The organism is Roseibium sp. JB4-4 (assembly GCF_055693425.1).
Genome location: NZ_CM146333.1, coordinates 2,648,555 through 2,674,487, shown reverse-complemented (window position 1 = coordinate 2,674,487; position 25,933 = coordinate 2,648,555). Strand labels below are relative to the sequence as shown.

Annotated in this window: 26 protein-coding genes; 14 read left to right on the top strand and 12 right to left on the bottom strand. The window is 55.2% G+C overall.

All coding sequences use genetic code 11. The annotated features are described in order from the left end of the window. The 4 genes from ACZ1HV_RS12425 to ACZ1HV_RS12410 all read right to left on the bottom strand — a co-directional run bounded on the left by ACZ1HV_RS12425 (position 1) and on the right by ACZ1HV_RS12410 (position 4,749). Positions 1-609, bottom strand: a complete 609-nt coding sequence (locus tag ACZ1HV_RS12425) for a LemA family protein (protein WP_472718249.1) — start codon at positions 607-609, stop codon at positions 1-3. A gap of 8 nt (positions 610-617) precedes the next feature. After that, positions 618-1,556: a hypothetical protein gene (locus ACZ1HV_RS12420; protein WP_472718248.1), complete on the bottom strand. Its 939-nt coding sequence runs from the start codon at positions 1,554-1,556 to the stop codon at positions 618-620. Further along, the gene (locus ACZ1HV_RS12415) at positions 1,553-2,926 is read right to left on the bottom strand and encodes a vWA domain-containing protein (protein ID WP_472718247.1); all 1,374 of its coding nucleotides are present in this window, start codon (positions 2,924-2,926) and stop codon (positions 1,553-1,555) included. Before ACZ1HV_RS12415 ends, ACZ1HV_RS12420 begins: the two co-directional genes overlap by 4 nt. A gap of 185 nt (positions 2,927-3,111) precedes the next feature. Further along, positions 3,112-4,749, bottom strand: coding sequence for a bifunctional helix-turn-helix transcriptional regulator/alpha/beta hydrolase (locus ACZ1HV_RS12410; protein WP_472718246.1), 1,638 nt, complete (start codon positions 4,747-4,749; stop codon positions 3,112-3,114). 177 nt (positions 4,750-4,926) lie between these two features. On the opposite strand from ACZ1HV_RS12410, the gene ACZ1HV_RS12405 reads away from it, so the two are divergent. Continuing rightward, the gene (locus tag ACZ1HV_RS12405; RefSeq protein WP_472718245.1) at positions 4,927-5,157 is read left to right on the top strand and encodes a LuxR family transcriptional regulator; all 231 of its coding nucleotides are present in this window, start codon (positions 4,927-4,929) and stop codon (positions 5,155-5,157) included. A 26-nt stretch (positions 5,158-5,183) separates the two neighbouring features. Here ACZ1HV_RS12405 and ACZ1HV_RS12400 read toward each other — a convergent pair whose 3' ends face one another. Then, on the bottom strand, positions 5,184-5,828 hold the full coding sequence (locus ACZ1HV_RS12400; protein ID WP_472718244.1) for a GntR family transcriptional regulator: 645 nt from the start codon (positions 5,826-5,828) through the stop codon (positions 5,184-5,186). Between the two features lie 154 nt (positions 5,829-5,982). Here ACZ1HV_RS12400 and ACZ1HV_RS12395 point away from each other — a divergent pair, with 154 nt between their 5' ends. From ACZ1HV_RS12395 to ACZ1HV_RS12340, 12 genes are all read left to right on the top strand, one after another. After that, the gene (locus tag ACZ1HV_RS12395; protein WP_298982985.1) at positions 5,983-6,489 is read left to right on the top strand and encodes a TRAP transporter small permease; all 507 of its coding nucleotides are present in this window, start codon (positions 5,983-5,985) and stop codon (positions 6,487-6,489) included. Then, positions 6,486-7,775, top strand: coding sequence for a TRAP transporter large permease (locus tag ACZ1HV_RS12390; RefSeq protein WP_298817797.1), 1,290 nt, complete (start codon positions 6,486-6,488; stop codon positions 7,773-7,775). The genes ACZ1HV_RS12395 and ACZ1HV_RS12390 overlap by 4 nt, the downstream gene beginning before the upstream one ends. A gap of 18 nt (positions 7,776-7,793) precedes the next feature. After that, positions 7,794-8,807 carry a DctP family TRAP transporter solute-binding subunit gene (locus tag ACZ1HV_RS12385; RefSeq protein ID WP_298982983.1) on the top strand — a complete coding sequence of 338 codons (1,014 nt, stop codon included), beginning with the start codon at positions 7,794-7,796 and terminating at the stop codon, positions 8,805-8,807. Position 8,808: 1 nt separating this feature from the next. Beyond that, complete coding sequence (locus ACZ1HV_RS12380; protein WP_472718243.1) at positions 8,809-9,807, top strand: C-terminal binding protein; 999 nt, start codon at positions 8,809-8,811, stop codon at positions 9,805-9,807. Positions 9,808-9,860: 53 nt separating this feature from the next. Then, positions 9,861-10,511, top strand: a complete 651-nt coding sequence (locus tag ACZ1HV_RS12375) for an RraA family protein (RefSeq protein WP_298817803.1) — start codon at positions 9,861-9,863, stop codon at positions 10,509-10,511. Positions 10,512-10,536: 25 nt separating this feature from the next. Next, positions 10,537-11,739 (top strand): L-dopachrome tautomerase-related protein, encoded by a 1,203-nt coding sequence (locus ACZ1HV_RS12370; RefSeq protein ID WP_472718242.1) that lies wholly within the window; start codon positions 10,537-10,539, stop codon positions 11,737-11,739. 63 nt (positions 11,740-11,802) lie between these two features. Further along, entirely contained in the window at positions 11,803-12,726 is a 924-nt protein-coding gene (locus ACZ1HV_RS12365) for a sugar kinase (protein WP_298817806.1), read from the top strand. After that, positions 12,723-13,424: an SDR family NAD(P)-dependent oxidoreductase gene (locus tag ACZ1HV_RS12360; RefSeq protein ID WP_298817808.1), complete on the top strand. Its 702-nt coding sequence runs from the start codon at positions 12,723-12,725 to the stop codon at positions 13,422-13,424. Before ACZ1HV_RS12365 ends, ACZ1HV_RS12360 begins: the two co-directional genes overlap by 4 nt. A 35-nt stretch (positions 13,425-13,459) precedes the next feature. Next, positions 13,460-13,987, top strand: coding sequence for a 2,4'-dihydroxyacetophenone dioxygenase family protein (locus ACZ1HV_RS12355; protein WP_298817810.1), 528 nt, complete (start codon positions 13,460-13,462; stop codon positions 13,985-13,987). Positions 13,988-14,177: 190 nt separating this feature from the next. Further along, entirely contained in the window at positions 14,178-16,304 is a 2,127-nt protein-coding gene (locus tag ACZ1HV_RS12350; RefSeq protein WP_472718241.1) for a caspase family protein, read from the top strand. A 3-nt stretch (positions 16,305-16,307) separates the two neighbouring features. Beyond that, entirely contained in the window at positions 16,308-17,201 is an 894-nt protein-coding gene (locus tag ACZ1HV_RS12345; protein WP_472718240.1) for a hypothetical protein, read from the top strand. Beyond that, positions 17,198-17,785 carry a radical SAM protein gene (locus tag ACZ1HV_RS12340; protein WP_472718239.1) on the top strand — a complete coding sequence of 196 codons (588 nt, stop codon included), beginning with the start codon at positions 17,198-17,200 and terminating at the stop codon, positions 17,783-17,785. Before ACZ1HV_RS12345 ends, ACZ1HV_RS12340 begins: the two co-directional genes overlap by 4 nt. Before the next feature lie 51 nt (positions 17,786-17,836). Here ACZ1HV_RS12340 and ACZ1HV_RS12335 read toward each other — a convergent pair whose 3' ends face one another. From ACZ1HV_RS12335 to ACZ1HV_RS12305, 7 genes are all read right to left on the bottom strand, one after another. Continuing rightward, positions 17,837-18,343: a hypothetical protein gene (locus ACZ1HV_RS12335; protein ID WP_472718238.1), complete on the bottom strand. Its 507-nt coding sequence runs from the start codon at positions 18,341-18,343 to the stop codon at positions 17,837-17,839. After that, positions 18,340-19,026 (bottom strand): glycosyltransferase, encoded by a 687-nt coding sequence (locus tag ACZ1HV_RS12330; protein WP_472718237.1) that lies wholly within the window; start codon positions 19,024-19,026, stop codon positions 18,340-18,342. The genes ACZ1HV_RS12335 and ACZ1HV_RS12330 overlap by 4 nt, the downstream gene beginning before the upstream one ends. After that, positions 18,960-20,549 carry a glycosyltransferase family protein gene (locus ACZ1HV_RS12325; protein ID WP_472718236.1) on the bottom strand — a complete coding sequence of 530 codons (1,590 nt, stop codon included), beginning with the start codon at positions 20,547-20,549 and terminating at the stop codon, positions 18,960-18,962. The genes ACZ1HV_RS12330 and ACZ1HV_RS12325 overlap by 67 nt, the downstream gene beginning before the upstream one ends. Positions 20,550-20,597: 48 nt before the next feature. Continuing rightward, positions 20,598-20,756 carry a hypothetical protein gene (locus ACZ1HV_RS12320; RefSeq protein WP_173006189.1) on the bottom strand — a complete coding sequence of 53 codons (159 nt, stop codon included), beginning with the start codon at positions 20,754-20,756 and terminating at the stop codon, positions 20,598-20,600. Between the two features lie 196 nt (positions 20,757-20,952). After that, positions 20,953-21,300 (bottom strand): SMR family transporter, encoded by a 348-nt coding sequence (locus ACZ1HV_RS12315; protein ID WP_298964961.1) that lies wholly within the window; start codon positions 21,298-21,300, stop codon positions 20,953-20,955. An 86-nt stretch (positions 21,301-21,386) separates the two neighbouring features. Beyond that, positions 21,387-22,202 (bottom strand): hypothetical protein, encoded by an 816-nt coding sequence (locus ACZ1HV_RS12310; RefSeq protein WP_472718235.1) that lies wholly within the window; start codon positions 22,200-22,202, stop codon positions 21,387-21,389. A gap of 233 nt (positions 22,203-22,435) precedes the next feature. Next, positions 22,436-23,272, bottom strand: coding sequence for a hypothetical protein (locus tag ACZ1HV_RS12305; RefSeq protein ID WP_298964966.1), 837 nt, complete (start codon positions 23,270-23,272; stop codon positions 22,436-22,438). Between the two features lie 303 nt (positions 23,273-23,575). Here ACZ1HV_RS12305 and ACZ1HV_RS12300 point away from each other — a divergent pair, with 303 nt between their 5' ends. After that, the gene (locus ACZ1HV_RS12300) at positions 23,576-25,930 is read left to right on the top strand and encodes a heavy metal translocating P-type ATPase (protein WP_472718234.1); all 2,355 of its coding nucleotides are present in this window, start codon (positions 23,576-23,578) and stop codon (positions 25,928-25,930) included. Positions 25,931-25,933: the final 3 nt, after the last annotated feature.

Genomic DNA, 25,933 nt, shown 5'->3' with positions numbered 1-25,933 from the left:
TCAGGTCCTGTCTTGCTGAGGGGGAACGGCTAGTTCTAGAGCGTCAAGCGAAGGGTCCCTCGAGACTTCTTTCATTTCGGCAGCATCGAGTTCGAACATTTGAGACGGTTTCAGTTTGTTGAGCCCGGCAACAAAGTTCCAAGGAATGGACGCGACACGGGTGTTGTAGGCCTGGACATTGCCGTTGTAGATCCGCCTTGCGGCGGCCACCTGGTCTTCTGTCTCTTCAAGCTGTTTCTGCAATACGAGCAAGTTTTCGTTGGCGGTTATTTCAGGGTTGTCTTCCGTGTAGGCAATGAATTGCCCAAGCGCTTGACTTAACCCGGCTTCAGCCTTGGCAATATCCGCCTGTTTGTCGCTTGCCAGCGCTTCAAGGGCAGCCGACCGTGCCATCACGATCTTGTCGATGATTGCCTGCTCGTGGCCGATCGCTGTTTTGGCAGCCTGCACCAGATTGGGCACAAGTGCGTGCCGCCGCTTGAGTTGGACCGTTATGCCGGACCAGGCTTCATCGACACGGAACTTGGCCGACATAAGCGTGTTGTAGCAAAGGACATAAGTTCCAATGACTATACCAACCAATAAGATCAACATCATGAAGAACGACATTTTCTGAGTCACTCCGCGTAGCGTTTGAAAGAGGTCGCTGCTGCTGCAAATGCGGCGACGATCTCCTTGACGAAGGATTGAAGGACTGAATCGTCCAGACTTTGCAGGTTATGAAAGCCGCCGAAATAAACGGTGTCGCGATCCACGATGACCCGTGCAGCGAAACGGTCTGCGAGCTCCAGCAGCTTGGTCTGGAATGCCGGCGTCAGCACTTGCAGGACATTGACGGAAATCTGGTCCAGATCCCCCTGATCCGCCCTTGAGGTCACTCTGATATTGAACGTGTCGTTGAACGCCACGCTTTCCGTCTTCAGGTCTCGGTCGAACGGTCCGATAGCCCCGAGCGACTCCGGCATCAGTGCGATCCGGATGCCCGTATCCCGGTCCAGCTTATACGCCGCGATCATCATCACGACGTTGCCCTGTGCACCCGCATTCGCCAATTTGGTGGTCTGTTTGGGTCCGCCAAAAAAGGCAGCTGACGAGAACGCGCCGAGACCGAGCCATATTGGCGTACCGGTTTCCGACCGGCCCCACATCTCGCATTCGATGTTCAGCGGGATCGATCCCCCAACGCGCAGTTTGAAAAGTTCGGGGATCTTTTGCCGGATGTCGTGCAGCCGGGCGGCCGGTATTTCCGGGCGGAACCGAAACCCGAGATGCTCACCTGTCTGCCAAAGCCGCGCGAGGCGGTCTTCTGTAGCTCCGGTGAAGTGGTTGATCGCAAATCCGCCAGCCATCCCGAATGTGACGAGTGCTATGCCGTAAGGCATCAGACTGTCGCTGAAGAAAGCGAGAATGAAACCGGGAAAGGCCAGAAGGAAAAACGGAAGTTCCAACTTTTTGAAGGACGCTGGAAGCTTCGCCGGTTCACGCTCCGGCCTTCGCTTGTATTCCGGTGTTACCTTGCCTTCTATTGGATCCCAGAATGCTTCCTGCCCACTCATGGGAAGGTCACATTGATGGTCTGTTTCGATCCGGGGCTAACCGTTATTGACTGGGAGATCGGTTCTCGTTTGCTACCGTCCCATGCTTCGGCTCGAACGGAATATTGTCCGGGCAGGAGAAAAAGTGCACCGCCGCCAAGCACCATCTTGACGAACGCGCCATTGTCGGTCGTTGAGCTTCCCAGGTAGATGTTCAGTCTGGAATCGTGTGCCTTCAGCTCGGTACCGTCGGCGTTGAAGGCGCGTAACGTGACTTTCGACGTCTGTGCGATCACTTCGGCCTGCGCCGTTTCTCCGGTGACCACATTCAGTTCGACACTGCCGGGCGACATCTTTTCAAGACGCGTGATCACGAGCTTCGCCTCGTACTGGCCACTTGGAACAACCGCTTCCAGCGCCTGGGTATAGGCCGAGAACTTTTCGCCCGTGATTTTGTTTTCGACCTGCCAGAAGAAATCCGTATCCGATAGGCCAAGATCCTGGTTGGCCATCACGGCATAGAGATCGATCTTGCCGGCTCCAAGCGATAGGTTGACTTCCGTAAGCTCGCTGTCGGTTACCGTGACATCGGCAACTGCCGAGCTGCCCTTGTCCGTTCGGGCGGCGAGGCGGTAGGCGCCAGGTTCCAGCCTTTCGGTTATGTCAGGACGTGTGGTCAGGCGAATTTCCTCACCGCCACCGGCGGGTGTTGCCGTCCAGAAAACACGAATTCCGTCTGCGTCGGTTATCGGGGCGGAACCTTCCTCAAGGCTTACCGTCGCCTTGATATTCTTCGCAAGAAAAGGCGCGGGTTCAGGCGCTGGCGCTGGCGCTGGCGCTGGCGAAAGAGAAACTGTCTGCTGCAGGGCGGCGGCAAGATCACCCTCATTGTCCGCCTGCAGATAAAGGCCACCTGTGTTTTCCGCAAGACACGCAACCTGGCGGCCTTCTTCCTCGTTCAGCCCGAAGCCGATTACGTGTGTCGTGAAGTTGATCCCGAGCGCTTCCAACTCGTTTGCCACAGCACACGGATCTGCTTCACAGGTTTCAATCCCGTCTGTCACAAGAATGACGGTGGCTTTGTCTTCCTGAAACTGAAGTTCCCGTGCGGCGCGGCGCACGGCTTCGGTTAGAGGCGTTTTGCCCTTTGGCTTGAGGGCAGCAACAGATGCAACAAGTTTGCTCGACTGTGTCGAGGCAGGCCCCACCGGGACCAGAGTTTCTATGTCGCTACAGTCGCCCTTGCGGTTGTGGCCATAGGCAATCAATCCAACCTCAAGAGCTGGCGGCAGCTGGCCGACGACGCGCGCCAGTGTGTCACGGGCCGTCACGATCTTGGGGGTGCCACTGATCTGCCCCCACATGGAACCCGACCCGTCAAAGACGATCATTGCCCTGCCGGGATCAGTCTCCTGAGCCTGCGGCGTTTGTAATGTAAAAAGGGGGCAACACAAGAAAAAAGCTAACTTTGAAATAACGCGCATCGCAATCTGTCCTGAAGTCTCAAAGGAACTCAGGAGAGCACGTGTCCTTGAGTGGAAACAGCTATGGATTTTGATAGGGTGGGATGCTCATTTCAGTCGAGAAATCGTGTCCAGCCGCGCCAATGGCTGAAAGGCAGACTGTGGCCGGCATTTTCAACGAGCGAGACTTGCGCCTCGATGCGCTCGGCGAAGGCTAAAATACGTTCCGGCCGGATCGACCTATTTTGCGTTCCATGAACAAAATGAACAGGGACATCCGTTGGTTTGATCAGCTTCTCCCAATCAGAGGCAACAAACCGGCAATCATTTATGAAGCTGTCCGAGCCGCGTTCGACATGAAACAGGTGCCCTTGCCAAAACAGGTCCAGCAAATGCGGATCATTGCAGGCTTCCAGATCCGCCTGCGCACCTCCAAAAACGGTTTGTGCAAAGCCGTCCGGTCCATCGCGCTTCAGCCGTTTGTCACCCAGTTTTGCCATGTAGCTCAGTAGCGGCACTGAGACACGCGGCAACAAGGCGAACAGTTTTTGCTGCGGTGGGGCTCCGGAAAAATCCTGAAAGCTGCGCATGGGAGGTTGAGCGGACACGCAAAGCAGTCGCGTCACACGGTCTTGGAGATGTGGAAGACAGATCAGTGCGAAGATGGCACCAACGTCAAATGCAACAAGTTGGACCTGTTCCAGATCCAGCTGATCGAGCCAGTCGGCAACGTCATGCGCGTAACGAGCCGGATCATGAAGCAGTATCCCATGACCGTCGCTCTGACCATGCCAGGGGCGGGCGGGAGAAAGCAGGCGGATACCGTTTTCGGAAAAAAATCGGCTCGCGGTGTTCGGCAGCCTGTTGCCGCAAAGACAGCCGTGAAGGAACACAACAGGTCTGCCGTTTGGATCTCCCTGCTCCAGATAGTCAATTTTGCGCCCGTCCCGGAGTTTCAGCTGTGTTCGTGTGTGATCTGCCGGTGTGGTTACAAGTTTGCGCCGCTGTGCAGAGTTTGCGATGGCCCGGGCAACGGCGACAAGCTCACCGCTGCCCCGCGAGCGGGTTTTTGTGATCATCGACTTGATCTGCTGGCGAACCGTTTCGACTGATCGATCACGTGCCTCTGCGATCTCCGTCGGTGTATGTCCGCTGACCAGCATGGACAGGACGTCGGTTTCTGACTGCGTGAGACCGTAAAGGCTCTGCATGGCCAGGCTCGCGCCTTGTTGCCAGACGCGCTCAACACCTGTCAGCAGCCAGATTTTTCCAATGCGCTGTTCTTCTTCGGCTGACAGGATCAACAGAACTTGTTTGCCCGTCGCCGCATGAGGGACACGAATGATCGGCCAGTCTTCGGCTCGGCCCGAAACGGCCTCTTTGAGATGACCCAAAGCGTCGCCATCGATATCCAAGTCGTCAAGTGATTGGCCGGCGGTAATTTGCAGAATTCGCTCGGCGGTTTCATTGGCCTGCAGGATTGTAAGGTCCCCTCCCAACCGGATTACGGGCCGGTCCTTGTCTTCTTCAGGTTTCTGCAGGCTCGACAGCAGCTTTTCCGCGGTTTCGAAATGCGCTTCGATATCGCGCTTTCTACGCAAAAGTTCCCGGTGCGCGGTCCTGTTCGTGATGCTGCTTTCCGCGAGCGTGATCAGTTCATCAAAGCGGTCTTGGTCAAGTACGGCTTCATAGACATTGGCAATCATGTCATCCAATTGGGAAGGCATCTCGCCATTCTTTTTATCTTTCAAGGCTTTGCAATGCTCCGAACTGGACAAACGCTTGTTGAAACCCGTGAGCGAAACGAAAACGGTGCGGTTGCCCGTTCCATGTTTCGGCCGTGCATACCCAATATTGGTCATGCCGCTGGGGAAGCAAGTTGTTACGTAGATTCGACAAGGTCAATGTCAGGAGGGTCGAGTAAGACCATGGGAGCATTTGCAAGGATCGAAAGCGCCTTTGAGCCTCTCACGCAGCGGGAATGTGAGTGTCTGATTGCATTGGCCTCTGGTGAACGTCCGCAACGCATCGCATCCACTCTTGGAATCGCACCAATTACTGTGGAATTTCATATCCGAAACGCACGGCGCAAGCTCGGTGCGAAAACCCGTGAACACGCCATCGCGATTGCGTTGACAAACAATCTTCTAGCGCCCTAGCCGTGTGATTTCCTGCGAACGGGTCCTCACTTGTTCCAGTAAGAGCCTTCCTTGCGGCCAATATGTCTGATCATCACATCAATGGCTTCATTTGTTTTTCCATTTTCCAGAAGCGATGCGATTTCAATGTGTTCCGCGAAGGACTTTTCCATGTGTTCAGGATGATTGCCCAGCATGTTCCTTAGGCAAGCCATCTTCGCTGCGATTGTCTGATAGGCGTCGTTCAGGAATTGGTTTTTTGCGTGATCGAACAGTTTTTGATGGAACTCCGTATCCAAGCCTAGATAGTCGCGCTCGTCGCCTTTCTTTCGGGCCTTAGTCATCTTCTTGGTGATGTCCTTTAGACTTCTTGCAAGCCCTTTCGGATCCCGTTCCATTGCCTTTTTCAAGGCTGCTGTTTCCAGGCTGACACGCACGTCGCAAATATCAAGCAGTGAACAACGGTCAAGCGTGAAAACGAATGTTCCCCGTTGCGGTTCCGTATGGACAAGTCCTTCCAGTTCCAGTCTGGCAAAGGCTTCTCTGACCGGTGTTCTGCTTACTCCGAGTTCCTTTGCAATCTTCGTTTCCGACAGGGCTTCGCCCATCTCCCGCTCGCCGCTGATGATTTGAGCACGCAGCACGTCAGAGACCTGTTCGGCAAACGATTTAGGGCGCTCGATTTTCAACATGACACCATGAAACCTCCGGTTGGAAACGGCTTATAGACCGGTTTCGCAACCGGTGCACAGTATTTTTGTCATTGACATACTGTATGCCAGTATGCCAGTTCTCTGAAACTCGGAGGCCACCTCAGATTGGCACTCCACACTCGGGAGGAACCTGATGGCGCAATTCGAACGCGTCCTGATAGCCGTGAACCGTTTCCTGGTCGCAAGCTCGTTGGCGATCGTGTTCTTGATCGTGATCGCCAATGTCATTGGACGCTATGTGTTCGGGTCTTCACTCGCGTGGGGTGAGGAAGTTGCGCGCTTCCTGATGATTTTCGGTGTGTTTGCCGGTGCCGGACTGGCTCTGCGAAGCGGCCGGCTGGTCGAGATCGATCTTTTTGTGGCGCTGCTGCCAAAAGCGGCGCGGTTGATGGTCCGCTGGTGTGCCGTCGCTGTGATGGCAGCCTTTATGGGGCTCGTCCTTTGGTTTGGAATTCTGTTTGTCGAGTTCGGCTGGAACAAGGAAACCATGGCGACCGGTATCTCGCGCGGTATTCCCTATCTTGCCATTCCGTTCGGATCATTCCTGTTCCTCTGCCACCTGCTGCTGACATGCCGAAAATTCGTCGCCGGTGAGTTCGAGACCGACACCCATCTGGATGAAGTCGACGTTCAATCATGATGGCAAAAACCCTCATCATATTGTTCTTTGCCACTCTAGCGCTCGGGATGCCGGTCGTTTTCACCATGGGTGTCGCCTCAACCGTTGCGATCCTGGTCGACGGAGCGCTGAATCCGCTGCTCATTCCGCAGCGATTGTTTGGTGGGATCAATTCCTTTCCCTTGATGGCCGTGCCCTTTTTCATTCTCGCGTCGGAACTCATGACGGCCTGCGGCCTGACGACGGCCTTGCTCCGGTTCGCCAACGATCTCGTCGGCCACATTCGAGGCGGACTGGGCCACGTGAACGTGTTGGTCTCCATGCTTTTCGCGGGGATCTCCGGTTCTGCATTGGCCGATGCTGCCGGTCCATCGGCAATTGTCATGCGCATGATGCGCAACGCAGGCTACGAGCCCAACTATGCCGGTGCTCTGTCTGCGGCCACGGCAACCATCGGGCCGATCATTCCACCTTCGATCCTGATGGTCATTTACGCGATCTCAGACAATCGCGTCACGGTCGCTGGGCTGTTCATGGCAGGCATCGTTCCCGGTCTTCTCATGGGCTTGGCGCTGGCCGCCGCCAATCACTACGTGTCGGTGAAGAAAGGCTACCGCGGACGTGAGAAGAGAGCGTCCGGTTCCGAAATCACCAGAAGTGCCCTGTCTGCCGGTCCGGCAATGCTGATGCCGTTGATCATTCTCGGCGGCATTTTGGGCGGCGTCTTCACACCGACGGAAGCAGGAGCGGTCGCGACCGCCTATGCCTTGCTGCTTGGTCTGGCAATGCGCACTTTGAATGGGTCCAAACTCTACACCGTGCTTGTGAGGGCCAGTGTAACCACGTCGTCCGTGCTTTTGATCGTCGCCATGGCGTCCGTCTTTGGATGGTTGCTGACATATTTGCAGATCCCGCAAAGCCTGGCCGCCCTCATATCCGGAGCAACAACGGACCGTTTGACAGTTCTGTTCCTGCTCGCCGGTTTTGCCCTCGTTTGCGGCCTCTTCATAGACACGCTGCCTGCTCTCATCATTTTGACACCGGTCCTGGGGCCCATCGCCCTGCAGTTCGGCATCGATCCTTTGCAATTCGCGATGATGCTCGTTCTCAACCTGACCATAGGCATGATCACGCCTCCGGTCGGGCCGGTTCTCTTCGTCATCGCGACTGTTGGCCAACTCAGAATTGAAGGCCTGTCGCGCGCTGTTCTGCCGCTCCTTGCTGCGGAAATCGCGGTTCTGTTGCTCGTCATTCTCGTGCCGGACATCAGCACCGCTTTACCTCGCTTTTTCGGATTTTCGAGTTAGCAACCTGGGAGGAAAACTATGAAACGGACTTCAAGACTATTGGGTGCCACAGCGGCACTCGCCATTCTTGCCGCGGCAGGTGCTGCGCAGGCAAAAGAGCTGAAATACGCTCACTTTCAGGCGGCAGACATGTCGTCGCCCAAACATGCTGCTGCGCTCGCATTTGAAACTTGCGTTGAAGGCAAGACGTCCGGAGACATCGATGTTCAGGTGTTTCCAGCCTCGCAGCTCGGCGACGGGGGGCAGGTCATCGAGGGTCTTCAGCTCGGAGCAATCCAGATGGGCGTCGTCCACGATGGCCCGATTTCTGCGGTTTACAAACCTTTTGCCGTATTCGCAATGCCTTACCTCTTTGACGATCAGGCCATGGCCTGGTCGATCGTGGATGGGCCATTCGGCGAGGAGCTCTTCGATGACATGCGCAGCCAAACCGGCATTCGCGTTCTTGGCCTTGCGGACAACGGCGTTCGCAATTTTACCAACTCAAAGGTCCCGGTAGCTGAGCCCGATGACATGAAAGGTTTGAAGATGCGTGTCATGACAGCGCCCGTCTGGACAAAGCTCGTGGAATCGCTCGGTGCATCAGCAACACCTGTTCCTTGGCCGGAATTGCCCGGCGCCCTGCAGCAAGGGGTTGTTGATGGCCAGGAAAATGGCGTCACCAATATCGTCAATGCGTCGCTCTATCAGCACCAGAAGTATGTCTCCCTCGATGGTCACGTCTTTTCCTGGCACGCTTACATGATCAACGATGCTTTCTATGAGGGGCTTACCGATGCCGAAAGGCAGGCCGTCAACGAATGCGTTGAAATCTCCAAGGTCATACATCGGGGCATGACGGCCGCACAGGATGCCAATGCGGCAACAATCCTGGGTGAGAAAGGCCTCGAGGTCGTGCCGGTCAGTCCGGACCAGAAGGCAAAGTTCCGTGCGCTCGCACAGCCCGCAGTACGCGAATACATCGTTGGCGAGATCGGCGAAGACTGGCCGAACAAGCTCGACGCTGCAGTAGCAGACTACAGGGGTCAATGATATGCGGGCGGAGGCTGTTTCCCTAGAAGCGACACCCTTTGCGGCCGTGCTTGAGCCCGGGTATGCGGACTATGAGCTGGAACAAGAGGCCATCCAGCCATTCGGCGCAAAGGTACTTCCGGTTTCGCCCAGTCAGGACGCGGTCTCCGCCTTGTCCAACAAGAACGTCTTTGCGGTGCTCATAAGGGAGCGCCGCATTGACCCCGCGCTTTATGACGACTTTCCGAGCCTGAAGCTGATCCTGCGCTACGGTGTCGGGGTTGACAATGTGGACCTCAAGAAAGCCACTGAACGTGGCATTTACATAGCCAACATCCCCGATTACGGCGCTGAGAACGAAGTCAGCGACCACGCGCTCGCTCTTTATCTTGCCGTCGCAAGACGCATCGTCTCGCGAGACGCTGAAGTCAGGAAAGGGCTCTGGGGCATTGGCCAACAACATCCCGTGCCGGGACACCGCGGTGCAACGCTGGGGCTGATCGGTTTCGGGCGCATCGCCCGCGCGGCATGTCTGCGCTTCAGGGCACTCGGCTTTTCACGGGTCATCGTAAGTGACCCGAACCTCGATGAAGCAACGCGACAAGAGTGGAGCGTCGAACGTCACGACCCTGACAGCCTCTGCCGTGAGGCCGATGTTGTCAGTCTCCACACGCCTTTGACGCCTGACACACGAAACATCATCGATGCGAGACGCATTGCCATGATGAAACCCCATGCAATTCTTCTGAATGTATCGCGTGGGGGCCTGATTGATGAAACCGCTCTCGCAGAAGCCTTGCATGCAGGACGCATTTTTGGCGCTGGCATAGACGTTTTTCAGGTCGAACCGCCTTCTGCGGATAACCCGTTGCTTGGCGCACCGAACGCTGTGCTCAGCGATCATTGCGGCTGGTATTCGGAAGCGTCCGTCAGCGAGCTTCAAAGGCGTGCGGGCGCAGAGCTGGCACGCGTGCTGCAAGGACTTCCCCCAACAACTGGGTCAACCCGTGGTGAGCAATAGGACTGCCATCCAGGAACTTACCGTTTCAGGACGGTTCAACAGGAGTGTTTGTAATGGAACTAAAAGATTTGATTGAAGGTTTCCGCGAAACCGCGACCGCCTCGGTTGCCGATGCGGTGGACAAGGTGACCGGGCGCAAGGGATATCTGGACGAGACCATCAAGCCCCGCATCAATGACAAGAAGATCGTTGGCCCGGCGGTCACTGTACTGGAAGGACCGACGGACGAATTTATCCCGCCTCAACACGCACTCGACGCAATTGATGAATCTTCACCGGGGTCGGTCATTGTCATTTCGATTGCAGGCGATGCGAATGTCGCTGTTTGGGGCGGGTTGATGACCGCAGGCGCGGTTGCCAACAAGCACGAAGGCGCCGTGCTTGATGGTGCCGTCCGGGACATCACGGAAATTCGCCGCGACTACGATTTTCCGGTCTATGCGCGCGCAACCTCACCAGGAACGACACTCGGACGCCACAAAACCCTGGCTGCCAATGAGCCGGTTCCAGTGGGTGATGTGATCGTCCATCCCGGAGACATCGTGGTCGGCGACATTGATGGTGTTGTTGTCGTTCCAATTGGGAAGGCTGAAGAAGTGCTTGAAATGGCGCGCGAAATTGACGTCCGCGAAGCCGAGCAGGCCAAATTGATCATGCAGGCGGGCTCCTTACGCGAAGGCTTGGCGAAATACGGCCGGATTTGACGCTCAATCGAAGAGGAGGATCGAAATGAAACGGTTGAAATGGGCTTCCGTGGCCTTTACGGCGACTGTGCTGGGAGCAGGGGTAGCATTTGCTGATGCTGGCCCTGAAGCGGAAGTAATCGCAGAATGGAACAGCCTGCCATATAAGGTGCTGTCTGAGGACGTTCGGTCCACATGGGAAAAAAGCGGTGTTTTCGGCAAGGCTCTGATCCAGGGGGCCAAGCTCGACAGCGATGGCAACATCTATGTTTCGACCGCACGCTGGGGTGGTCCAGAAATCCCAGCGACTTTGTCCAAACTGGTCAAGGAAGGCGATCAATGGGTTCTGGAGCCCTATCCGTCGGAGGATATGAACGCCGCCGGCAACCCGACCGGGCTTAAAGCCGTACTTGGTTTTGAGATCGATCGAAACGATGTGATGTGGATCCTCGATCAGGGCCATGTGGCAGGCAAGATGGCCGAAGGTGATGCGAAGCTGGTTCTTTGGGATATCAAGGCTGGCAAGGAAATCGGCAGGTACGTCTTTTCTGCCGACGAAGCCGATCCAAAGTGCTCGTTTCTGAACGACATCGCGGTCGATAACGACACCGGTTTTGCCTATATCACGGACAGTGGGATTTTCTGTAATCCCTTGCACGGCGGACTGATTGCCTACGATAGCAAATCAAATACCGCCAGACGGCTGCTGGACCAGCACAAATTCACCAACGATGAGCCGCATTTCTTTTTCAACATCGACGACCGCCAGGTCTTGAAAAACGGCGGTATGAAAACCGGTGCCGACGGTATTGCTTTGTCTGGGGACAAGGGAACGCTTTACTGGACCAATCTCACGGGCAACACTCTTTACAGCCTTGATACGGACCTCCTGCGTGACTTCAACACCAGTGAGACGGTTCTTGAAAACGCGGTCCGCGTGGAGACCAGCTTGCCGTCGAACACGGACGGCATGACAGCGGATCGGGACGGAAACGTTTATATGACGGCGCTGTCGCTCGATGGATTGATGAAACTCGATGGCAAGACCGGTCAATTGTCCAGGTTTGCCCACCATCCCGAAATGAACTGGCCGGACACACTTGCTTGGGGCCCCGATGGCGCTCTTTACGTTGTTTCCAACCATCTTCACGTCTGGGTGGATGGCGACATGAATTTCGAGGACCCACAGATCCCGAACTTCAGGATCTGGCGTATTCCCGGCGTTGGCCAAAGCTACACGGCTGAATAATTGTTCTCACACGGCCGCGAGTGTGTACTCGCGGTCGATATTTCCCGACAAAGAGTACCAATCATGCAACCTGACATCATTTGCCTGGGGGAACCCATGCTCGAATTCAACGAGCAAACTGACGGTCGATATCTGAAGGGGCACGGTGGGGACACGTCTAACGCTGCTATCGCAGCCGCGCGGCAAAATGCGTCCGTCGGCTACCTGACTCAGCTGGGTCAGGATGCCTTTGGCACTGAATTTCTGGAGCTTTGGCAAAGTGAAGGCGTCGACACTTGTCACGTGAGGCGGCGCGGGGATGCGCGCACCGGGATCTATTTTGTCAGCCATGATGAGCGCGGACACTCCTTCACCTATATGCGAAAGGGATCAGCTGCCAGCTTGATGTCGCCTGCGGACCTTCCTCAGGAATACATTTCCGGAGCGCGCATTTTACATGTTTCGGGGATCAGCCAGGCGATTTCCGCAACAGCGGCGGATACTGTTTTTGCAGCAATGGACATTTGCCGCCAGGCCGGTGGCTGGGTCTCATATGATACCAATCTGAGGGTCAACCTGTGGCCTTTGGAAAGGGCGCGCGCGGTTACGCACGCCGCCATGGCAAAAGCACATATTGCGCTTCCCGGATTGGAAGATGCAGTGCAACTGACAGGCCTTACAGATCCTGACGCGATTGCCGATTTCTATTTGAACCTTGGATGTGAAATCGTTGCCTTGACGCTCGGCAAGGAGGGAACACTCATCGCGCTGCCCAACGAACGGCGTCGCGTGCCCGGTTTGCCGGTCAAGCCGGTTGACGCGACCGCAGCCGGCGATACGTTCGATGGAGCTTTTCTTGCCGAGATGGCGGCGGGACGGGATCCATATGAGGCCGCAAGATATGCGAATGCCGCGGCGGCATTGTCAACGCAGGGCTTTGGTGCAGTGGCTCCAATGCCCAAGAGACAGGACGTTGAAAAGTTCATGAACGAAGGTAGAGCTGCATGAAACGAGCCTTGGTCACCGGCGGCACCAGCGGAATTGGCTTTGGCGTCGCGCAGGAACTAATCAACTGCGGATGGCAAGTGACGGCAACCGGCGTGTCAGACCACGAGGTTGCTCAATGTCCTCAAAGCGAACATCTCACTGCCGTCAGGTTGGATGTGACAGACGACCTGTCGGTATCCAACTGCATCGCAGAGCTGGATGGCCTCGACGGTCTCGTCAATTGCGCCGGTGTTTTGATGCGCGGCAAAGAATACGAACTGTCGAATTTCAAGACCGTCTTGGAAGTCAATTTGACAGGCACGATGCGCATGTGTCTTGCGGCAAAGCCGATCTTGGAAAAGTCGGGTGGAGCGATCGTCAACACCGCATCGATGCTCAGCTATTTCGGCGGTGCCCTGGTTCCGGCCTATTCTGCTTCCAAGGGCGGAGTTGCGCAGCTCACCAAGGCACTTGCTGCCAATTGGGCCGCCGATGGCGTTCGCGTCAACGCTGTTGCCCCGGGCTGGATCGAGACTGGCATGACCGAAGGTCTCCGGGAGGATATCAGCCGAGAAGAGGCCATTTTCGCCCGCACACCAATGGATAGATGGGGGCAACCGCGAGAAGTCGGAGCGCTTGTCGCCTGGCTATTGAGCGAAAAAGCAAGTTTTGTCACTGGATCAGTCTATCCGGTCGATGGCGGCTATTCAGCCGTCTGAAGTCATTGAAACCCGATACTATTGGGAGAGAAGCCATGCCTGTCACCGAAAAGGACGAAAATCCTCGAATTCCCTATCAGCTTCCATTCCCGAAGGATGCTCAGGCCGAAATCGTCGTTCCGAGTGCCATTCCCGATGACGAGCGTGTTTGGGTCCCTCAAGCTGAAAACGTCTGGTTTCGGCCCTTGTGTCTGAACCGGAGCCAGGGTTACTGGGTCAATTTGCTAAGGGTTCGAAAATCCGGAGTTCTTTCAAGGCACCGCCATCCAAATCCCGTACATGGGTATGTGCTGAAGGGCCGTTGGCACTATCTTGAACATGACTGGGTCGCCCAGGAGGGAGGTTATGTCTACGAACCGCCGGGCGAAACACATACTCTGGTCGTTCCTGATGATGTCGAAGAGATGATCACATTGTTCCAGGTGAACGGCATCATGTACTACGTCGATCCTTACGGAAAACATCTCGGCTATGAGGACGTGTTCACCAAGATCGACATGTGCCGGGAGCACTACCAGTCTGTGGGGCTTGGTGCGGATTATGTGGATCAGTTCTTGCGATAAACTACGCAACGACAGGTAGTGATGCGGGATGAAAGACTGTGGAGTGGCGGGATTGCGGCTCTCCGGGCCGAACATCGGCAGTCTTCAGGTTGTCCGACAAAGGAAAATGAGTTTTGATGATGCTTTTAGGCATACAGGCGTCTTGATCGCCCGGTTTTCGGCGTGAACGCAGTTTTGTGAAGGTGAGCAGATGAAACTCAGAAACCCGGCGGGCTTGGTATTGTTGTTCGCGCTCGCAATTGGCCAGGTCTGGGTTCAACAGGCGCAGGCGGCTGCAGACAGGATCGCAGTCGTTGTCGGAAACACCAAGTACGACACGTCGCCTCTTGCGAATGCATCAAACGATGCCGCGCTTGTTGCCGAAGTCCTGGCGCAGGCGGGTTTTGAGGTCAATCTGTTTTTTGACCTCAAGAAAGATGAGTTCACCACCCTCATTGAGGAAATGGACAGGACCTTTGATGGCGCCCAGATTGGTGTTTTCTATTTTGCCGGTCATGGGTTTCAGGTGGACGGGCAGAACAAGTTGCTTTCTGTCGATGTGGACACGTCTTCAGCGGAATCGGTGAACCTGAAAGCGGTTCAACTGCGTGATGTCATTGACGCTGCCTCGACCGGGAAGGGCGGCGGACTGCGATTGATCATTATCGATGCTTGCCGTGACGATCCGTTTTCCGGTCTGGACCCGCGTTTTCAGGCGGGATTGTCCTATTCAGAAGCAGGCGGCGAAGAAACGTTGCTGGCTTTTTCCACCAGTGCTGGAAAACTCGCCTTTGATGGCCCGGCCGGTGGTAACGGACCTTATGCGATTGCATTGAGCCGGGCGTTCGAGTCACCGGGGATCTCGCTCTTTTCCGCATTTCGCCGCGTTCGCCAGCAGGTGAGGGTCTCAACCGAAGGATTGCAGATCCCTTGGGTGATAGGGTCTGTCGAGCGAGAGCATGTGCTGAGGGGGAATTCGGGATCTGCGACACCTGAACCCCAAGTCGAGGCCGGAGACTATGATCTCGACACTGTTCTTTGGTACTTTCTGAGTAAATACGGAACAGAAGACGAGCTTGAGCGCTTCGTCCGATCTTTCCCGTCCAGTCGGCATATTTCGGCGGTGCGCACCCTCATGCGCAATTTGGACACAGGCGAGAAACAGGTTGCGGAGGTGTCGCGCAGCGTGAGTGTGCGTACGGCTGCGATCAACCAGCAGGATGTCATTGAACGGGCCAGGCAAAAGCGTCAGGAACGTCTGGCATTTCAACCCCAGACAAATATTCCCGCAGAACTGTTCAGATTGTGGCCCGAAGATCTGCCGAATGCCGCAGGCGGGCTGAGAGACATCGTGACGGCCTGTGATCTCCTGGCTGCACATCCCGCAGACCCGCAACGTGTCGCACCATCGATCCGTGACGGACTGATCAACATACGAGATGCCGTTATTCTGTGCGGTTTCGCGCTTGTGGAAGACCCCGGAAACCCTCGGCTGCAGTTCCAGCTGGGGCGAGTTCTTGATGTCGCCAAACGGTTTGAATGGGCCAAGGCCTTTTACAAACTCGCAGCGGATCAGAACTACTCCGCTGCCCTGACCAATCTGGGGTACATGTACTATTCAGGTCGCGGTTCCGATGTGAATTATGAGGAGGCCCGCCGGTACTATCTGAAGGCGGCAAGTCTCGGCAATCTGCGCGCGCGGACCAATGTCGGTACGCTTTACATAAAGGGTCGCGGTGTCGCCCAGCAGCCGTCTGAAGGCATACTCTGGTACCGCCTCGCTTCCGCGATGGGATGGGTAAATGCGCAAAACGCCTTGGCAGATCTCTATCGGAAGGGGATTGGTGTCGAACAGAACTATGACGCCTCCGCTGCGCTTTACAGGCTTGCAGCTGAAAACGGACAGCGAGAGGCGATGAACAGCCTGGGCCGAAGCTATCTTTCCGGGTGGGGTGTCGAAAAAGATCGCACGACCGCGCATCTATGGCTGGCACGGGCAATTGATGCCGGGGACCGTTTCTCGCCTTATTTTCTTGCCAGGGATCTGATGGGTCAAAAACCTGACGCGGCGGGAAAAGAGAAGATCCTCGAGCTTCTCACATTGTCTGCCGATCGGGGGTTCGGTCAGGCTTATTTCGAGTTGGGCCGGGTCCACGAGGAAGGCAGCCTGGTTTCTCAGAACACGCTGGAAGCCTTCTTTTTCTATCGGATTGCCGAATTGAAGAAATACAAGAATGCCGCTGAAGAAGTCGAGCGACTGAAGGTATTGCTCAGTACAGACGACATTGCCAAGGTCGAAGAACGCATTGAGCAGCGACTTCAGCTGAACGGCCTCTGACCCATGGAAGCTGAACGTATCGAAGAGCCAACGGCAAGGTTCCAAAAAACGGCCGACTTTCTGAATGCCGGTAACACTGCCTATCTGGATGCCCGCAGGAATCCGGTTTCGGGGAAGAAGACGGCGCGTGATCTGATCGCGGCTGCTGCGGATGAAATTGGTTCAACCCTCGGCGCGCGATTGCTGCAAGGCTTCGGTGAATGGCTTTTGAACGATGCCGGTAAGGTCAGCATCTCAACTCTGAATGCGGCTTCTTTGGCCTGTATCCAGGCAGAGAACTGGGATCTGGCCAAGCGGCTCGCGAACGCGGTGAATAGTGTTGACCACCACGACTTGCTGGCTCAACGGTTGCATGATGCAGCCGCAATTGAAAGCAGCGACCTGTCGCTTCCGGTTGATGATTGGCTTAAGGACAAATTCTGCAAAGCACCCTTCGAGCAGATTGAAACACGAGCGAACGAGACAGTTCACTTTTGCTGCTCGGCGTGGCAGCCGGTTCCGATTGGGAAACTTGACCAGAAACCGGACCGTGTCTGGAACTCGGACGTGGCGAAAGAAATCAGGCGGTCGATCCTCGACGGAGACTATACCTATTGCAGCCGTTGGCATTGCCCGATGATCAGTGGGCGCAGGCTGCGGAAGCTCGAGCAAATGGGCGCCTCTTCCGAGGTCATGACAATTGCCAAAGCACGAAACGCATCCGAAAAATCGGATACGCTTTCTCTGAAACAAACACCAAACCGCGCGATCTTGTCTCACGACCGGAGTTGCAACCTATCCTGTCCCAGCTGCCGAACAAAGGTCATCCAGATCAATCGCGAGCAATCGGCAGAGCTCGATAACCTGATCAACAAAGACTACGCTGTTTTTTGTCAGCAGCCTCAAGGATCAAGGTGACGGGGTCTGGCGATCCATTTGCCAGCCGGCATTTTCTCAGCTTCCTGAAGCACTTCACGGCAACAAACACCCGCGCTCAAAGGCTTCAGTTGCACACCAATGGCCTCCTGCTTGATGAAGCCACGTGGAACAGACTGGACCTTTGGGGACATGTCGACAGTATCTGGATTTCGGTCGATGCCGCAGAGGCCGAAACATATTCTGTTGTCAGGCGTGGAGGAACCTTTAAGCGCCTTTTGAGCAACCTGCGCTTTCTCGGCAACATGCGTCGGGCAGGTGCCTTCTCGAAACTTCGGCTAGACTTTGTCGTCCAGAAACGGAATTTTCGAGAAGTTCCTTCATTTGCGAGCCTGGCCCAACATGTCGGTGCCAATGGCGTCTATTTCCTGCGTTTGCGCAATTGGGGCACATTCACACAGCAGGAGTTTGAAGAACACAATGTCTGCGATCCCGGTCACCCAGACCATCCAGAGCTCCTTTCGGTTCTTGCCGATCAAAGACTGAGAAGCCCTTCGGTTGAACTGGGGTCCTTGCGGCCTTTTGTCCGCGAAGCTCTGGACAGGCAACAAAAGTCAATGTGTTGACCATCTAAGACATTCTTTGGACCTCGTTTGATGTGCCAGCGCGGGAACCGTTCAGGAAGCGTAGTCCTCGAGATATTCGAGGTCTTCAGTCATTGTAATGTTGTTGGATGTTGTCGGCTGTCTGCTTTTGCAGGATTCGACAAACTCGTCAGGATCTTTAGCGAGCGTAAATTCAAAGTCCGGCGCCCAGTTGTTCCGAATGCGGCTGATGCGACGCGAGAGGTAAGTCGACCACGGCAGGTCGCAAAAGTGGCTTTGCTGCTCTTCGTGACTTGGTACGGCTTCGACGCGAAAACCCATCTGCAGCAAATTTGAAAATGCGTTGCTGTCACAAACGACAACGACGGTATGAAAGGCGTCAAGGTGATCCTTCATGTCCTGCAGTTTGGCGTCACGCTCAAGTTCGGATATGCCAAACGCCCAAACCAGAGCCACGGGCTTGGATTTCGCTGTTCCTGACAGAAGAACGGCCGTCTCTTTTCGGGAGCCGGCGAAACGGCTGTAGAGAGAAATAACCGGTTTTAGCAGTCTACTGCGGATCTTGTCTGACAACTTCATATCAAACTCCGATCCTTTTGACTGCCGGGAAAGGGGCCGGTCGGCAAACCCGCAGTCATTGCGAAGTACTCTGCGATTTGGTTTGCGCCCTTCCAGCCTTTGGAAAGGATGCGGCACTTGTTCTGCATGTCTAGTCGTGTCTGCGTTTGCAATATCTCGTCCAGGCAGCCTTCCAGGTTGAAGGGATCGTCTGCGTCGCATGTCAGACACCAACCTGCCTTGGCGGCATATTCCGCCCTCGTTTCCTGGAGGTCCATCTCTGGAGCTTTGTTGGGAACAAAGATAGTGGGGAGGGCCGATGCAAGAAACTCATGAAAGGAGTTGTATCCCGCTGCTGAAACCGCGAAGTCAAACCCGTTCAGATAAAGCCCGAGCGGATATGCAGTACGCCGATGGTATCGCTCGTTTGGTTCCCTGTCGTAATCCGGGCTGATTGGCGATTTGATTTCAACAAAATGAACGTTTTGGTTGCGTTCAAGTACAGCGTCGATCGCGTGTCGTGCAAAGGACATGTCGCTGTTGCGCTCCGAACCTAGCTGCACCAGGCCAAGGGTTGCATCCAGTGGCAGGTCCAATAGGCGTCGGGCGGTTGCGCGCGTCATCATTTCTGACTGGTTTACCAGCAGAACAGGGTCGGTGTGAACCAGATGGTCGCTGCCGATCCTCGCATATCCAGGGTCCATTGGCGCAGCGACTTCGCCGGGTTCGATGACAAGGTCAAAGTGCGATGCGCGCCGGGAAATCTCAGGCGCTTCCGTGCGCCACATTCCGCGCCGGATCCAGGCGGATTGTGCGTCACCATGGTCTGAAATTGCTTCCAGCAATCCGGAATAGGGAGTGTTTCCATCGAAACTGACGAGTTCTGGACGATAGAACGAGAGAGCATCTCGCAACTCCCGGTAAAAAAATCGTTCCAGTCATTGACACGGCAGCCCAATCGTCGATGGAACGGTCGAAATTCAACCAGGTGTCCCATCTGTTGAGCAACTTTGACTGCTTCCGAAAGGGAGAAGAAGACTGTTTTTACGTTCGGCCCAAGCGCTTTTGCCACTGCGAGCTGTCTTGTCAGGTGGCCAAGACCGATCCCGTTTGATGTAACGGCAAGAACCACATGTTGCCTTGGCGGCCGTGCCTTCTGCGATGATCCAGCAGCATGCAGATGTTGGACCTTGCCGGCCAGCTTTTCAAAACGCTCTCCAAACTGCTCCAGACCGAAACGGTCAGAGGCAAACTTCCTGGCTCTTGTTGACACTTCCAGTCGATAGGTTTTGTCATCCAGGATCCGGTCATAGTGCTCCGGCGCCTGTGAAGGTGTGCCGTAGAGCGCAGCGTCCTCGAACCAATCGCAGAAATAGTTCGGAAGCACGGTCGGCAATCCTGCAGATAGTGCTTCCAGAACACAATAACCGAAGGCTTCGATCCAGGCCGGGCTGTGGAAATAGCTGTAGGCGTCAAGCCCCTTCAGGAAACCGGAAACCGGTTGTGTCGTAAACGGAAGACAGTGCCAATTGGATGGAGTTTTATCCAGTTCACCCAGATAGTCCGGCCCCACACCGAGCATGCGGAACTGATATCTGCTGTTCTCCGGATAGGCGAGGATAGCGTCTTCCGGGTCCGGCCACTTTTCGCGACCTGGGCGGGAGTGACGCCCAATGACAAGAGGTCCCTCAATCTCCCGGTTGTCGCAAATCGGAAAGTCATTCACATCTACCAGGTTGAGCCAGTCGTCGGCACTAAGCTGAGCGGATAATCCTTGTGCTTCAAACCCTTGTCTGACAGTCGGCCCGACCGGAAGTATCGTCAGCTCGTGGCCAAAAAGGTCCTCGGCGATCCGAGAGAGCTGACCTGCGTCAAAGGCTTTCTCGCCAAACCTGTTCAAAGGTGGCTGGTGCGCTACAAGCGCGAACGTATCCGCCTTGACGCGGGGCACGTTCTTGAGCTGGCCGTCGAGCAGTGTTGGATGATACGCAAGGCATAGGCGACACTGCGGCGTCACGCCTCTTGGAACAATGGTGGTTCGGGTTCTGCGGATTTCGTTGAGCAGCTTCGGATTGGGGGCACGCGATTTGGTCAGGATCGGTGAAGCGACAGGGATCAGCCCGACCTTTAATCCAGCCCTTGCTGCTGCCCTTAACTCGTAAAAAAGCGCAGTCGAAGTGCCTCCGGGAAATCGAATATCCGCAAGATAAACCAGGTCAAATAACACGAATGAAAGCCTGTAAACCGGGCCGAAAAAATTGCTTTCTCAATACGTTCAATAGGCCGGGTTTCCGACACGGCCCTGGCTCAAAGTCGTGGAGCGGCCTATGGAATCATTGTCGGAACCGCCATTGCCCACAGTTGTATTTGTGTTGCAGGCGCTTGCGAGCGCCACTGTCAAACCATACGCGACGAGTTGCTTTAAATAAGACATTCATGTTCCGCCCGACATACAACGATATTGGTGAAATTTACATGGATAAGCCTGATCTGTTCAACCTAAATTTCCGTGACGTCACTCATCCCGTTCAAAGAGCATGGCATTGCTGGTTGAAATAGAAGTGAAGCCCGCATTTTATGTGCAAGTTCGGGAGGAGGAGAGCGCCTGCTGAAAGGCGTAATGATCCTCTTTAGTGTCCCACGACGTCTGAATACACATTGATGACAACAACTCCGGCGACGATGAGCCCAAGGCCCAGGACCGCAGGCAGGTCGAGTTTCTGATTGAAGACCAGCCAGGCAACAAGTGTGATCAGAACAATGCCGGCGCCGGACCAGATGGCATAGACAATGCCGGTCGGCAGGACACGAATGGGGAATGACAAAAGCCAGAAGGAAACGGCGTATCCGCCAATTGTGATGATCGACGGAACCAGACGTGTGAAGTTTTCGGTTTTTGCCAGTGCCGAGGTCGCGATGACCTCGGCGACGATGGCCGCGATGAGAAACAGGTAAGTGGCAACAGGCGTGGCAGGCATTGGCGATCTCAGACAATCTCTGGCGTTCGGACTTTGTTGTTTCTGCCAGAAGGTCTGGACGGTGGCGACCCGAATTGCAATCAGTTTTAAAAGGCGTACTTGGTCTCCAAGAGCAATCCGTAACGATGGTAGTTCTGGTCGAGTACGACCTTCTCGTTGGTAATGCTGTTGCGTCGGTCGAAGTTGGAATGAAGCCACCAATAACGGCCGCCGACGCCAAGCTTCCAGTTTTGGGTCAGATCCACATTCAGCATTGCGTCCGCTTCCAGACCGTAGGTCCAGTCGCTTTCCCAGGTTTCAATCTGGTTGTAGCTCCAAGGGACGCCGGCCACATCGACTGACCATCCGGTCCGTTCGCCAATGTCACCTTCCGCCGTCATTCCCAAACGGATTGCGTGCCAGTCTCGTGACTGCTCAACCGTGACGGAACGATAGGACGCCTTCAGGTCGTCGGAAAGATATTGGTAGCCGAGAAATCCTTTCAGCCGCACCTGGTTGTTCGCGAATTGAGCGAACTGCCAACCACCGTCCAGTACAACATAGCTGAGCGTGGTCTGGCTGGTGTTGTCCATGTCCAAACCGACGAAATCGGTACTGCCGTCAACATTGCGACCAAGGCCGACATATCCGCGAAAAAAGGTTCCTTCGGTCACGTCTTCAAGCGTTCCGACAATTTCGGCGGTATGGGACGTGACATCGGCGGTGCTGGAAATATCATATCGGGCGTTGTCCAGATCCGATTTCGATCTGCTGTACCAGTAGCGCAGCCCGATGCTGCCGCGCAGACTTGAGGTCTGATAAATGCCGTCTGGACCTTGATAGGCATCGGCAGCAACCGAAGGGGTTACAATACCGGCTGACAGGCAGATAACCGCAGACAGCGACCAGAAAAGTTTTTGCATCACCGAAACACCGTTGGTTCTAACAAGAAGAGATTCGCGTTATTGGTGTGTCAGAATAGTGCTACTTATGGTTAATGGAGCGTGAAGATGCACCCAAATATGGCGAGGCGCCAGTCCATTAAGGTGGCCCGTGTTGTGCTCCGGCTGACCACACATTGCGATGCGTGCAATCAAAATGTGGACGATGCTCCTGCGATCAAAAAATCTGATAGGCGTTACGGTCTGGAACCCGACTAGAATCGAGCGACTATGCCGACCAGTGGGCCATGTGTGATCGTGTCATATTCAAAACTCGATCTCCCGGACTTGTCATTGTCATAGTCGACACTGAGAGCCTTGTATTGCAGATGCGCGGACCAGGTCTTGTTGAAGTGATAGCCAGCGCCGGCCTGCACATTCCAGGTAAAGTCGGAACCGGCACCGAAGCCGCCGATGTCGCCACGGCCGTTCACCGACCATTTGTCATTCAGCATGTGAAAGGCGCGAATACCGACCACCGGATCGATCCAGTTGTCTCCTCTGGTGATGTCGAAGTTGCCCGCAATTGTGCCGGTGGCATCAAGGTCAAGGTCGATATCCCAATAACGTCCACCCGCATACACATCAATTGACGTCTGCGAGGTGCTGTAGGCTCTGTAAAAAAGCATGCCTTCAACAATCAGTTGGCCAACCCCGACACGAATACGTCCGCCTGATCTGGGGGTATCTGTCGCTCCACCGAGGTTCATATAGGCGACATCAAGCATGCCGCCGAATTTCTGATTGTATAGCGCTTCAGCGTGGATCATCCCGCCAAAGCGGAGGTTCTCCAGAATGTCACCCGTGCCGATGTCAATGTCGGTGCTCGGAAGTCGCCCAACCTGTGATGTCCCCGAAATATTGGCCGCTATGAAATAGGGAGCGATCATAAATTCCCAGGTTCGATTGATCCTCTCATTGACGAGTGTCTCCGTGACATTTGGCTTGTTGGATAGATCGGCAGCTGACGCGCTGGCAATACATGCGCTTAACAAAAATGAAGCGAAACCAAGCAAATTCAGAGAAGTAGTGAGCTTTCTGCCGATTTTCATAAAATTGATCCGTATTTTTATCAATTGTATTCTTGCTCAGGGCTTTATTTTTATTTGAAGTCATCATGATTTTAACTTCGAAGGATGGCAAGGAAATTGTCATTCGGTATTTTTGATGGGCATCAGCCCTTGTTTTGAAGGCCTGCGCTCAGTTGACATTTGGAAGTCACATGGGCGTACGTAAGGGAATGCGAGGCGTTCGCCTATTGAGCATCTGCTGTCTACGCGTTTCCCCGTCTTGACCTTCCAGTGACTGGAAGCCCTAACTGACGGCTTCATGACAAGATCGGAGTCATCAGGATAATGCAGGAAGTCTTGGATCAAGACGCTCAGGAAAATGTTGGTCAGGCGACCGACCCGGTATGCGGCATGTCCGTAGCGCTCGGCAAAGGCAAACCTTCCCTCAAATACAAAGGCAAGGACTACCATTTCTGCAATCCGAAGTGTCATGACAGGTTTGACGCCGATCCTTATTTCTTTTTGTCGGGCAACAACGACCGGAAAAAAGCCCAAGAGGCGGAACGCAGCTCAGGCGAAGCGCTCTTCACTTGTCCGATGGACCCGGAAATCGTCCAGGAAGGGCCGGGAACATGTCCGATCTGCGGGATGGCTCTTGAACCGATGAGCGGTGTCTCCGATGAGCCCAATCACGAACTGATCGATTTTACCAAGCGACTCTGGGTGAGCGCACTGGCCGCCATTCCCCTGCTTGTTCTGACTATGGGGCCGATGGTCGGTGTTCCAATTCGTGACTGGATTGGTGAAAGCGTCGCAATTTACCTGGAGGTTCTTCTGGCGACACCGGTGGTCCTTTGGGCAGCGTTGCCATTCTTTCAGCGCGGCTGGACATCGTTGACCACGCGCCACTTCAATATGTGGACGCTGATCATGATAGGCGTGGGAACCGCCTATGCCTATTCCATGGTGGCAGCATTCCTTCCATTTCTCTTTCCCGACAACTTGAAGAGCGCAAGCGGGCACCTCCCGGTTTATTTCGAAGCGTCGGTTGTCATTGTGGCCCTGGTGTTTGTCGGGCAGGTGTTGGAACTGAGAGCACGTGAACGCACCGGCGATGCTATTCGCGCTCTTCTCGATCTGGCGCCAAAGACCGCACGGCGGGTTACGCCGGAAGGTGATGAATATGACGCGCCGCTGGAAAATATTCTGGCCGGTGACAGATTGCGTGTCAGGCCGGGTGAGGCCGTGCCCGTCGACGGAAGGGTTCTGGAAGGCAACTCATCGGTCGATGAAAGCCTCGTCACTGGTGAGCCTGTGCCGGTCGCCAAAACGGACGGTGACAAGGTAACCGGTGGCACTTTGAACAAGTCGGGTTCCTTCGTAATGCAGGCCGAGCTGGTCGGAGCCGATACCATGCTGGCCAAGATCGTTGACATGGTTGCGTCCGCACAGCGCTCACGAGCTCCCATTCAAGGCCTTGCCGACCGTGTTGCCGGTATCTTTGTTCCCGCTGTTGTGGCGGTCGCCATTCTGGCCTTTGTCATCTGGTTGGTGGTCGGGCCAAGCCCGTCCTTCGTGCATGCCGTAATCGCCGCTGTATCTGTGCTTATTATCGCCTGCCCATGCGCGCTCGGCCTGGCAACACCAATGTCGATCATGACGGCGACCGGTCGCGGTGCCCAGGCCGGCGTCCTGGTAAAAACAGCGGAGGCTTTGGAGCGTCTTGCCTCCGTCGACACGATCGTTGTCGACAAGACCGGAACGCTTACGGAAGGTCGACCCATTGTGAGCGATGTTCTGACGGCAGATGGTGTTGACGAGAACACGGTTTTGCATCTGGCCGGAGCATTGGAAAAAGGCTCTGAACACCCGCTGGCCGAGGCCATTCTTGATACCATCGCGCTTCGGGGAATTGATTTGCCGGACGCCCGGGAATTCCAGGCGGTGACGGGCAAGGGCGTGACGGCGAATGTCATGCACGAGAGTATTGTCTTCGGAAATGCGGCTTTTGCACAGGAGGCCGGGGCCGATTTGTCCGAATTGCAGGAACGGGCGGAGGAACTGGCGCATCTTGGCAAGACAGCGATGTATCTCGTGCGCGGAAAAGGTGACAAGGCTGCCCTTCTGGGCGTCATTGCCGTTGCCGATCCGATCAAAACCAATGCGAAGGCTGCAATTGGCGCGCTGCACAAGGACAATATCAGGATTGTCATGGCAACGGGCGACGCTCCGCGAACCGCAGAAGCGGTCGCAAAAACGCTTGGGATCGATGATGTGCGCGCCGGCGTCCTGCCGGAGGGAAAGCAAAAGCTGATCGAAGAATTGAAAGCTGCGGGACATATTGTGGCAATGGCCGGAGACGGCGTGAATGACGCACCTGCGCTTGCGGCAGCCGATGTTGGCCTGGCTATGGGTACGGGAGCCGATGTTGCTGTCGAAAGTGCCGGTCTCACACTTTTGAAAGGCGACCTGGAGGGTATCCTGCGGGCGCGCAAACTGGCTCGCGAGACAGTGCGCAATATCCGTCAAAACCTCTTTTTCGCTTTCATCTACAATTCTGTTGGTGTTCCGATTGCCGCTGGGGTTCTTTACCCCATCTTTGGTATCCTGCTTTCACCAATGCTGGCGGCAGCGGCCATGAGCTTGTCATCGGTCTCCGTGATCAGCAATGCGTTGCGTTTGCGCACCCTGAAACTGTGAGGC

Excerpts from the sequence above, each read along its gene's own strand:
- ACZ1HV_RS12315 (WP_298964961.1), bottom strand. The coding sequence starts at position 21,300 with ATGCCTGCCACGCCTGTTGCCACTTACCTGTTTCTCATCGCGGCCATC.
- ACZ1HV_RS12310 (WP_472718235.1), bottom strand. The coding sequence starts at position 22,202 with ATGCAAAAACTTTTCTGGTCGCTGTCTGCGGTTATCTGCCTGTCAGCC.
- ACZ1HV_RS12415 (WP_472718247.1), bottom strand. The coding sequence starts at position 2,926 with ATGATCGTCTTTGACGGGTCGGGTTCCATGTGGGGGCAGATCAGTGGC.
- ACZ1HV_RS12380 (WP_472718243.1), top strand. The coding sequence starts at position 8,809 with ATGCGGGCGGAGGCTGTTTCCCTAGAAGCGACACCCTTTGCGGCCGTG.
- ACZ1HV_RS12350 (WP_472718241.1), top strand. The coding sequence starts at position 14,178 with ATGAAACTCAGAAACCCGGCGGGCTTGGTATTGTTGTTCGCGCTCGCA.
- ACZ1HV_RS12335 (WP_472718238.1), bottom strand. The coding sequence starts at position 18,343 with ATGAAGTTGTCAGACAAGATCCGCAGTAGACTGCTAAAACCGGTTATT.
- ACZ1HV_RS12420 (WP_472718248.1), bottom strand. The coding sequence starts at position 1,556 with ATGAGTGGGCAGGAAGCATTCTGGGATCCAATAGAAGGCAAGGTAACA.
- ACZ1HV_RS12370 (WP_472718242.1), top strand. The coding sequence starts at position 10,537 with ATGAAACGGTTGAAATGGGCTTCCGTGGCCTTTACGGCGACTGTGCTG.
- ACZ1HV_RS12385 (WP_298982983.1), top strand. The coding sequence starts at position 7,794 with ATGAAACGGACTTCAAGACTATTGGGTGCCACAGCGGCACTCGCCATT.
- ACZ1HV_RS12300 (WP_472718234.1), top strand. The coding sequence starts at position 23,576 with ATGCAGGAAGTCTTGGATCAAGACGCTCAGGAAAATGTTGGTCAGGCG.
- ACZ1HV_RS12405 (WP_472718245.1), top strand. The coding sequence starts at position 4,927 with ATGGGAGCATTTGCAAGGATCGAAAGCGCCTTTGAGCCTCTCACGCAG.
- ACZ1HV_RS12345 (WP_472718240.1), top strand. The coding sequence starts at position 16,308 with ATGGAAGCTGAACGTATCGAAGAGCCAACGGCAAGGTTCCAAAAAACG.
- ACZ1HV_RS12330 (WP_472718237.1), bottom strand. The coding sequence starts at position 19,026 with ATGGACCCTGGATATGCGAGGATCGGCAGCGACCATCTGGTTCACACC.
- ACZ1HV_RS12400 (WP_472718244.1), bottom strand. The coding sequence starts at position 5,828 with ATGTTGAAAATCGAGCGCCCTAAATCGTTTGCCGAACAGGTCTCTGAC.
- ACZ1HV_RS12395 (WP_298982985.1), top strand. The coding sequence starts at position 5,983 with ATGGCGCAATTCGAACGCGTCCTGATAGCCGTGAACCGTTTCCTGGTC.
- ACZ1HV_RS12425 (WP_472718249.1), bottom strand. The coding sequence starts at position 609 with ATGTCGTTCTTCATGATGTTGATCTTATTGGTTGGTATAGTCATTGGA.
- ACZ1HV_RS12390 (WP_298817797.1), top strand. The coding sequence starts at position 6,486 with ATGATGGCAAAAACCCTCATCATATTGTTCTTTGCCACTCTAGCGCTC.
- ACZ1HV_RS12360 (WP_298817808.1), top strand. The coding sequence starts at position 12,723 with ATGAAACGAGCCTTGGTCACCGGCGGCACCAGCGGAATTGGCTTTGGC.
- ACZ1HV_RS12355 (WP_298817810.1), top strand. The coding sequence starts at position 13,460 with ATGCCTGTCACCGAAAAGGACGAAAATCCTCGAATTCCCTATCAGCTT.
- ACZ1HV_RS12375 (WP_298817803.1), top strand. The coding sequence starts at position 9,861 with ATGGAACTAAAAGATTTGATTGAAGGTTTCCGCGAAACCGCGACCGCC.
- ACZ1HV_RS12305 (WP_298964966.1), bottom strand. The coding sequence starts at position 23,272 with ATGAAAATCGGCAGAAAGCTCACTACTTCTCTGAATTTGCTTGGTTTC.
- ACZ1HV_RS12320 (WP_173006189.1), bottom strand. The coding sequence starts at position 20,756 with ATGTCTTATTTAAAGCAACTCGTCGCGTATGGTTTGACAGTGGCGCTC.
- ACZ1HV_RS12365 (WP_298817806.1), top strand. The coding sequence starts at position 11,803 with ATGCAACCTGACATCATTTGCCTGGGGGAACCCATGCTCGAATTCAAC.